This is a genomic window from Citreimonas sp., from assembly GCF_042096055.1.
In the GTDB taxonomy this organism is placed as follows: Bacteria; Pseudomonadota; Alphaproteobacteria; order Rhodobacterales; family Rhodobacteraceae; genus Citreimonas.
The window spans coordinates 44529-53246 of the sequence record NZ_JBELMH010000014.1 but is presented as its reverse complement, the minus strand read 5'-3'; the positions used below and the strand labels follow the sequence as shown (position 1 = coordinate 53246).

Annotated in this window: 10 protein-coding genes; 4 read left to right on the top strand and 6 right to left on the bottom strand. The window is 70.3% G+C overall.

The genetic code is table 11. From position 1 onward, the window contains the following. From pseF to pseI, 4 genes are all read left to right on the top strand, one after another. The coding region (gene pseF / locus ACFDTC_RS05565) for a pseudaminic acid cytidylyltransferase (protein WP_375257885.1) at positions 1 to 562 on the top strand (562 nt) is incomplete at its 5' end. After that, positions 555 to 1670: a UDP-2,4-diacetamido-2,4,6-trideoxy-beta-L-altropyranose hydrolase gene (gene pseG / locus ACFDTC_RS05560; protein WP_375257884.1), complete on the top strand. Its 1116-nt coding sequence runs from the start codon at positions 555 to 557 to the stop codon at positions 1668 to 1670. The genes pseF and pseG, both read left to right, overlap by 8 nt. Beyond that, on the top strand, positions 1667 to 2341 hold the full coding sequence (locus ACFDTC_RS05555; protein ID WP_375257883.1) for a formyltransferase family protein: 675 nt from the start codon (positions 1667 to 1669) through the stop codon (positions 2339 to 2341). Before pseG ends, ACFDTC_RS05555 begins: the two co-directional genes overlap by 4 nt. After that, positions 2325 to 3386: a pseudaminic acid synthase gene (gene pseI / locus ACFDTC_RS05550; RefSeq protein WP_375257882.1), complete on the top strand. Its 1062-nt coding sequence runs from the start codon at positions 2325 to 2327 to the stop codon at positions 3384 to 3386. The genes ACFDTC_RS05555 and pseI overlap by 17 nt, the downstream gene beginning before the upstream one ends. 83 nt (positions 3387 to 3469) lie before the next feature. Here the strand turns inward: pseI and ACFDTC_RS05545 are convergent, their stop codons facing one another. The 6 genes from ACFDTC_RS05545 to ACFDTC_RS05520 all read right to left on the bottom strand — a co-directional run. Beyond that, positions 3470 to 4744, bottom strand: a complete 1275-nt coding sequence (locus ACFDTC_RS05545; protein ID WP_375257881.1) for an ABC transporter substrate-binding protein — start codon at positions 4742 to 4744, stop codon at positions 3470 to 3472. Positions 4745 to 4775: 31 nt separating this feature from the next. After that, entirely contained in the window at positions 4776 to 5744 is a 969-nt protein-coding gene (locus ACFDTC_RS05540; RefSeq protein ID WP_375257880.1) for a branched-chain amino acid ABC transporter permease, read from the bottom strand. Further along, positions 5741 to 6655: a branched-chain amino acid ABC transporter permease gene (locus ACFDTC_RS05535; RefSeq protein WP_375257879.1), complete on the bottom strand. Its 915-nt coding sequence runs from the start codon at positions 6653 to 6655 to the stop codon at positions 5741 to 5743. The genes ACFDTC_RS05540 and ACFDTC_RS05535 overlap by 4 nt, the downstream gene beginning before the upstream one ends. Next, complete coding sequence (locus ACFDTC_RS05530; RefSeq protein ID WP_375257878.1) at positions 6652 to 7386, bottom strand: ABC transporter ATP-binding protein; 735 nt, start codon at positions 7384 to 7386, stop codon at positions 6652 to 6654. The genes ACFDTC_RS05535 and ACFDTC_RS05530 overlap by 4 nt, the downstream gene beginning before the upstream one ends. Next, complete coding sequence (locus ACFDTC_RS05525; RefSeq protein WP_375257877.1) at positions 7379 to 8152, bottom strand: ABC transporter ATP-binding protein; 774 nt, start codon at positions 8150 to 8152, stop codon at positions 7379 to 7381. Before ACFDTC_RS05525 ends, ACFDTC_RS05530 begins: the two co-directional genes overlap by 8 nt. Next, positions 8149 to 8718, bottom strand: a 570-nt coding sequence (locus tag ACFDTC_RS05520) for an aldo/keto reductase (RefSeq protein ID WP_375257876.1), incomplete at its 5' end; no start/stop codon positions are given. The genes ACFDTC_RS05520 and ACFDTC_RS05525, both read right to left, overlap by 4 nt.

Below are 8718 nucleotides of genomic sequence, written 5' to 3'. Positions count from 1 at the left end.
CGACGATCCCGCGATCGCCGAGGTGGCTCGGGCGCAGGGCGCCGAGGTGCCGTTCATGCGTGACGCCGCGCTGGCCGACGACCATACCCCCACCGTACCGGTGATCGCCGATGCCTGCGCGCGGCTCGCCCTCGACCCGTCCGAACCGGTCTGCTGTCTCTACGCCACCGCGCCCTTCGTGCGGGCTGCGGACCTGTCCGCGGGGCGCGCCGCGCTCGACCGGCCCGGCACCACCTACGCGCTTTCGGTGACGACCTTTCCGTTCCCGATCCAGCGCGCCCTGCGCCGCGACGATACCGGTGCCGTGGCCATGTTCGATCCGTCGACGATGCAGACCCGCAGCCAGGACCTGGAAGAGGCCTGGCACGACGCGGGCCAGTTCTACTGGGCTCGCGCCGAAACCTGGACCGCGCAGCGCGGCGTGTTCGACGCGGGCGCGCTGGGCGTCTCGATCCCGCGCCACCGCGTGCAGGACATCGACACGGACGAGGACTGGCGCCGCGCCGAATACATGATGCAGGCGATCCGCGCGGCCGAGGCCGAAGAAGCCCGCGATGGCTAGGATCGCATTCCGCGCCGACGCCTCGCTGACCATCGGCACCGGCCACGTCATGCGATGCCTCACCCTGGCCGAGACGGTGCGCGAGGCCGGGCACGCCGTGCGTTTCGTCACCCGCGCGCAGCCGGGCCATCTGGCGGCGCGGATCGGGGCCGCCGGCTTCGACACCGTGCTGCTGCCCGCACCGGACGGATCCTTCGCCCCGGACGCCGACGATCCGGCACACGCCGCCTGGGCAGGCGTCGCCTGGACCGAGGACGCCCGCGCCACCGCCGCGGCAATCGAATCGTTCCGCCCGGACTGGCTGGTCGTCGATCACTACGCCTTCGATGAACGGTGGGAGCGGGTCCTGGCCGGCCATGTCGGGCGCATCCTTGCCTGGGACGACCTCGCCGACCGCCCGCATGCCTGCGATCTGCTGCTGGACCAGAACCTCGGCCGCGGACCGTGGGACTATGCCGCGCTCGTGCCCGAGGGCGCGCGGGTCCTGACCGGGCCCCGCTACGCCGTCCTTCGCCCGGAATTCGCCGCGCTGCGGCCCGATGCGCTGGCCCGCCGGACAGACGGCGCCCTGCGGCGGATCATGGTCTCGATGGGCGGCGTGGATGAACCCAACGCGACCGGCGCCGTGCTCGACGTGCTGGCGGGGGTGCCGGGCCTCGACCACGTGCAGGTCGACGTGATTCTCGGCAGCCGCGCTCCGGCGATCGCGGCGGTGCGCGCGCAGGCCGCCGCGATGCCCATGCCGGTCGAGGTCTCGGTCGATGTCGACGACATGGCCCGGCGCATGGTGCGCGCGGACCTCGCAATCGGCGCCGTCGGCGGCACCACGTGGGAGCGGTGTGCGCTGGGCCTGCCCAGCCTGCTGCTGACCATCGCCAAAAACCAGCGCCCGGCCGCCGCGGCCCTGCATGACAGCGGCGCGGCCTACCTGCTGGGCGACCTCTCGGACGCCGAATGGGGCGGGCGGCTGACAGGCTGGCTGAGCGATCGCGGCCGCGACGACCAACTTCTGCGGATGGCGACCGCGGCCGCAGGCATCTGCGACGGCGAAGGCGGAGACCGGATCGCCAGGGCGCTGTTCACCGGGACCGAGGGAGCGTCCGCATGAGGATCGACATCATTTGTTCGGACCCGGACCACCCGGTCATGGACTGGTTGCGGCGCTGGGCCGACGCCCGGCCTGAACCGATCAGGATCCTGCACGACGTCGCGGATGCCGACGGCGGAACGGTCTTGTTCCTCGTTTCCTGCAGCCAACTGATCGGAGCGAAGCGGCGCGCGCTCTACGAGACCTGCCTGGTCCTGCACGCTTCGGACCTTCCCGAAGGCCGCGGCTGGAGCCCGCTGGTGTGGCAGATCCTCGAAGGGCGCGAGGAGATGGTCCTGAGCCTGCTGGAGGCCGACGACCCGGTCGATTCCGGCGCAATATGGGCCAAGCGAAGCTTCCGCATCCCGACCCACGCGACCTTCGCCGAGATCAGCGCGTGCCTCTTCGATGCCGAGATCGCGCTGATGGACGAAGCCCTGCGCCTGATCGCGGCGGGCCACGAACCCACGCCGCAACTGTCCGAAGGGGCGACGTGGTATCCGCGCCGCAGGCCCGAGGACAGCCGCCTGGACCCGGCCGCGACGATCGAAGACCAATTCGACCTTCTCAGGGTGTCCGACCCGGTGCGATACCCTGCCTATGTCGACCTCCGGGGGTACAGGTACGCCGTGACCCTGACGAAGATCGCTCCTGCAAAGACCGAAGAGGACCAAGATGACGATCGAGATTGATGGCCGGGCCATCGGCTGGGACTGTCCCCCCTATGTCATTGCCGAGCTTTCGGCCAACCACAACGGCAGCCTGGATCAGGCCTTGCGCATCATCGACGCGGCGAAGGCGGCCGGTGCGGACGCGGTCAAGATCCAGACCTACCGGCCGGACACGATCACGCTGGATTCGGCGCTGCCGGACTTTCAGATCAGGGAAGGGCTCTGGGCCGGCCGGACGCTCTACGACCTCTACGAATGGGCGCACACTCCGTGGGACTGGCACCCGCGTCTGTTCGAGCATGCCCGCGCGCAGGGGCTGACGATCTTCTCGTCCCCGTTCGATCCGACGGCGGTCGAGCTGCTGGCCGGGCTCGATGCGCCGGCCTACAAGATCGCCAGCTTCGAGGCGGTCGACCTGCCGCTGATCCGCACCGTCGCGGCGCAGGGCAAGCCGATGATCATCTCGACCGGCATGGCCGACGCCGAAGAGATCGAAGAGGCCATCGGCGCCGCGCGCGGTGCCGGGTGCGAACAGCTGGTCGTGCTGCACTGCGTCTCGGGCTACCCGGCGCCCGCCGGCGACTACAACCTGCTGACGATGGCGGACATGGCGCGGCGCTTCGACGTGCCGGTGGGCCTGTCGGACCACACGCTTGACAACACGACCGCCATCGCCTCGGTCGCGCTGGGCGCCTGCATGATCGAGAAGCACTTCACGCTCGACCGCTCGGGCGGCGGGCCCGACGACAGCTTCTCGCTGGAACCGGCGGAATTCGCGGCCCTGTGCTCGGCCTGCAGGACGGCGTGGGAAGCGCGCGGTTCGATCGATTACGGCCGCAAGTCGAGCGAGCGCGAGAACATGAAGTTCCGCCGGTCGCTCTATTTCGTGCAGGACATCCCTGCCGGCGGCACGGTCTCGGCCGAGGCCGTGCGCAGCGTGCGCCCGGGCTACGGCGCCGCGCCGAAGCGCTTGGACGAGGTCATCGGGCAGCGGGTGATCGAGCCCGTGTCGCGGGGCACGCCGGTGAAGATGGAGAACCTTAAACCGGCCGGCGGATCCGACTAGGCATCGCGCGCACCGGCGCGGATGCAGGCACGAAAAAACCGCGGGGCAGGGCGCCCCGCGGGTCGTCTCTTCTCGAACCGGTCTCAGTCCTGCAGCGACGCCATGAAGGCGTTCACGTCCTCCAGCGACAGGTACTCGACCTCCTCGATCCCGTCCTCGGTGAACTGCCAGATCACCGCCGGGGCGGACACGTCGCCGTACTGGTCGAAGCGCACGTTGCCCGTGGCGCCCTGGTACATGACGGTGCCGCCTTCGGCGAAGATCTCGGCGGCCTGGGCAAAGCCCGCGGCGTCGGCGGTCACCGGCGTGCCCTCGGGGTCGGTGACGCGCGGCACGGCGGCGGCGATCTCGGCGCCGGTGGCCCCTTCGCCCGCGGCCTCCATCGCCATCAGCCCGATCATCGTCGCGTCGTAGCTGTTGGCCAGGCCCGGCCCGTTCGGCGGCCCGTCGAAGCGCGCCTCGTAGGCGTCGACGAAGGCCGTGGCGCTGTCCGCGCGGGGCGACGCCGTGTCCGTGCCCCAGGCGTTCTCCAGGTACTGCATCCCGACGTTCTCGCGGAATTCCTCGGACTTGAGCGAGTTCGCGAGGATCATGTTCTGCGTGCCGCCCAAGGCCAGCCATTCGCGCGCCGTCGCGGTGCCCTCGTTGGGGTACAGCGCCATGTAGATCGCGTCGGGCTGCCCGGACAGCGCGCTGGCCGCCTCGGCGCGATAGCTGGGCTGGCCGTCGTTGATCGCCACCTGCGCGGTCACCTCGATACCCATCGCCTCGAGGTTCTGCGCCACGAGGCTGCCGATGTCCTGGCCCCAGTCGTCGTTCTTGTAGAACACGGCGACCTTTTCCCAGCCTTGGTCCTGTGCGACCTTGGCGCCCACCGCGGCCTGCACGCCGCTGGTGGCGAAGGTGCGGAACCACAGCCCCTCGGTCTTGCCTTCCCTGGCGAGGTCCGTCAGCGCGGTCGACGACGTGCAGCACGAGATCTGCATGACCCCCGCCGGCACCGTGACCGAGGTCAGGATGGGCAGCGACACGCCTGACGACACCGCGCCGATCAGCAGCTGCACGCCGTCGAGGTCGACCAGCGCCTTGGCCGCGTCGACGCCGACCTTGGGATCGACCTGCGTGTCGCGCAGGATCATCTCGACCGGGCAGTCGTTCACGCCGCCGGCCTCGTTGACCTGGTCGACGACCCATTGCGCCGTCTCGGCGATCGGCCGGCCCCAGTCGACCGACGTGGGCAGCACGGCGCCCACCTTGGTCGTGCAATCCTGCGCCGCCGCGGCGGTGGCAAACGTGCCGGCCCCCAGCGCCAGCGCCAGCGCCGCGCCGGCGCGCAGCTTGGTCCTTGTGTTCGTCATGTCGGTACTCCCTGTTGGTTGGTCTTGTTTTTCATTCGGCCGCGGCGGGTAGGGGGGCGCGGCCCCGCTGCGACACCACCAGCCGTTCCGGAAACAGCCCCTGCGGACGCCACAGAAGCATGCCCACGATCACCGATCCGATCAGAACATACTGGATCGAACCGGCATAGATCTGCGCCTCGATCGGCGCGTAGCGCGACAGCGCCCAGCCGCTGGCGGTCCAGGCGCCCCAGATCAGGAACGCGCCCAGGATCGCGCCGCGGTTGTTGCCCGCGCCGCCCACGATCAGCATCGCCCAGATCTGGAAGGTCAGGATCGGCAGCACGTCCTGCGGGCTGACGAAGGCGTAGAACGTGCCGTAAAGCCCGCCCGCCAGCCCCATGATGACCGAGCCTGTGACGAACGACACCAGCCGCACCCGCGTGGGCGACTTGCCCAGCGATTGCGCGGCGTCCTCGTCCTCGCGGATGGCGCGCAGCAGGCGCCCGAAGGGCGAGGCGACCAGCCGCTGCAGGAACGCGTAGGTGGCCGCCAGCAGCACCACGACGCACAGCAGGAACGCGGCGTTGTAGGCCAGCGGCGAGACGAAGAGATCCTGCAGCGGACGCTCGAACCCGCGCAGGCCGCGCGCGCCGCCCGACAGCCACTCGGCGTTGCGCATGACGTTCTCGAAGGTCACCGCGACGCCGAAGGTCGCGATCGCGAGGTAGTCGTGCCGCAGCCGCAGCGTCAGGCGGCCCACCAGCCACGCCAGCACGCCCGCCGCCGCCATGCCGCCGGCCAGCGCCAGCGGGTAGGGCAGGCCGAAGCCGCCCAGGTGCCCCGCCTGCGGCGTGCCGCCCAGCATCAGCGTGCCGTAGGCGCCGGCGCCGAAGAACGCGGCCACCCCGCCGTTGAACAGGCCAGTGTTGCCCCATTGCAGGTTCAGCCCCAGCACCGCGATCGACAGGATCGACGCCACGGTTGCGAAGAACACCAGGTACGAGATCAGGCCGATCATGCGCGCGCCACTCCCAGCAGGCCGTGCGGGCGCAGGGTCAGCACCGCGAGGATGATCAGGAACGGCATCGACGGCGCGTAGCCCGAGGGCAGCACCACCAGCGCCAGGTTCGCCGCCAGCCCCACGAGGAAGCCGCCTAGGGCCGCGCCGTAGATCGACCCGATCCCGCCCACGATGGTGGCCGCGAAGACCGGCATCAGCAGGTCGCGGCCGATCATCGGCGTGATCTGGTTCGTGAGCGCGTAGAACACGCCCGCCGCCGCCGCCAGCGCGCCGCCGATAACCCACACGGCGATCACGACCTGCCGCAGGTTCACGCCGGCCACCTGTGCCAGGCTCGCGTTCTCGGCCACCGCGCGCAGCGCGTAGCCGAAGGTGGTGCGCGACAGCACCAGATGCAGCACCACCATCAGCAGCAGGGCCGCCGACAGGGTAAAGATCTGGTCGGGCCGCACCAGGATCAGCGGGTCGGTGCTCAGCAGCATGGCGAAGGGGATGTCGGGGCTGTACAGCGTCGTGCCCAGCCCGAAGCTCAGCCCGATGAGGTTGCGCACGATCAGCGCCACCCCGAACGAGGCGAAGACCATCGACAGCTCCTCGCCGCGCTCGCGGATGCGCTTGAACACCAGCTTGTCGATCAGCACGGCGGTCGCGGCGGTGATCGCCATCGACACCAGCACCGATAGCGCCAGCGCGAAGGACATCGACAGCGGCCCGATCTTGGTGGTCAGCACCGGCGCCAGCGCGCCGAACAGCTTGTCGAAGACCAAAGCCGCGTAGGCGCCTACCGACAGCAGCTCGGCATGGCTGAAATTGGCGAAGCGCAGCATGTGCATCACCATGGTCAGGCCGATTGCCCCCAGCGCGTAGATCGCGCCCACCAGCACGCCGTCGACCAGATGCTGGATCATGCGCCCGCCCTCATCCGCTTGCCGCCCAGGTAGATATCGGCCACGACCCGGTCGCCCATCAGCGTGGCCGCCTTGCCGTCGACCTGGTTGCGCCCCTCGGCCAGGATGTAGCAATGGTCCGACAGGCGCAGCGCCTGCGTCACGTTCTGCTCGACCAGCAGGATCGTCACGCCGGTCTCGGTCAGGCCGCGCGCCATCGCCAGCACCTCCTCGGCCGCACGAGGCGACAGCCCGGCCGACGGCTCGTCCATCAGGATCAGCCGCGGCTCGAGCGCCAGCGCGTTCGCCACCGCCAGGAACTGCCGCTGCCCGCCGGAAAGCGAGCCCGCCTTGTCGTCGAGCTTGGGCTTCAGCGCCGGGAACTGCTCCATCAGCCGCTCGAACAGCGCCTCGCGCCGCGCGCCCGCCTTGCGCAGGGCAAGGCCGAGGTTCTCGCGGATGGTCAGCGTGCGGAAGATGTTGTCGTTCTGCGGCACGTAGGCCACCCCCGCCGCCGACATCCGGTCGGGGCGGATGTTGGTGATCTCGGCGCCGTCCAGGCGGATCGTGCCGGCGCTGACCGGCACCAGCCCGGCGATCGCCTTGATCAGCGTCGACTTGCCCGCGCCGTTCGGCCCGATGATCGTGGTGACGGTGGCCCGATGCGCCACAAGGTCGACGCCATGCAGGATCGGCAGGTCGCGCACGTAGCCGGCGGTGACCGCGCCGCAGGACAGGATCGGCTCAGCCATGCGCCATCGTCCCCAGATAGGCCTCGAGCAGCACGGGGTTCGCCTGCGCCTCGGCCGCGGTGCCCTCGAACACCACGAGCCCCTCGGCCAGTGCGATGATCGGGTCGCAGTGGCGCATGATGAAATCCATGTCGTGCTCGATGATGACGAAGGTCTTGCCCATCCGGTTGAGCTCTTCGATCTTGCCGATCAGCGTGCCGGTCAGCGTCGGGTTCACGCCCGCCGCCGGCTCGTCCAGCAGGATGATCTCGGGGTCGCCCATCAGCACGCGCGCCAGCTCCAGCAGCTTCATCTGCCCGCCCGAGATCTTGCCCGCCGGATGATCGGCCAACGGCGCCAGCGTCACGAAGTCCAGCACCTCGAGCGCGCGGGCGCGGATGCGCGCCTCGTCGTCGCGCACCGCGCCGGGGCGCAGGAACGGGCCCCACAACCGCTCGCCGGTCTGGCGTAGCGGGGCGAGCATCACGTTCTCCAGCACCGACATCCGCGCAAAGGGACGGGGGATCTGGAAGGTCCGGCCGAGGCCGCGCGCGAACAGCCGGTCGGGCGACAACCCGGTCACGTCCGTACCGCCCAGCATGACGGTGCCCCCGTCGGGCGCCAGCGTGCCGGTCAGCAGGTTGAACAGCGTCGACTTGCCCGCGCCGTTGGGGCCGATCAGCCCGGTGATCGTGCCGCGCCGCACGGCGATCGACACCGCGTCCACGGCCTTCATCGGGCCGAAGCTGCGCGTCAGGCCCTGCGTCTGCAGCAGCACATCGGTCATGTGGCGGTGCCCAGCACGGCGTCGTTCGGGTTGGTGTTGAGGTTGTATTTCATGATGCGCCCGTGCCGGCTGGTGCGGTCGCCCTCCAGCCCGAACACAGGCCCGTTCGGCCCCGCGGCGCGGGCGATCACCGCGCCGATCTCGGCGTGATCGGCCTCGCACAGCGCGGCGTCGAAGACCTGCAGCGTCTTGGGCAGGTGGCGGGCGTAGCGCGCGCCGACGATGGCGGCGGCCACCTGCGGCTGGTCCAGCACCCAGGCCGTTGCGACCGAGGACAGCGACACGCCGTGCCGGTCGCCCACAGCCTTCAGCGTCTCCAGCAGCTCCTGGAACAGCGCCCAAGGCCCGAACTCGTCGATGATGAGGCGGTACTTCACCAGGCTGCGGTTCTCGAAGGCGAAACCCGGGTCCGGCTTGCCCAGCCAGCTTTCGGTCAGGAACCCGCCCGCCAGCGTGCCGTAGCACAGCAGCCGAAGGTCGTGCGCCGCGGCCCAGTCGGTCAGCCCCAGCGCCGGCCGGCGGTCGAGCACGGAATACTGCACCTGCGTCGACACCAGGTCGATCCC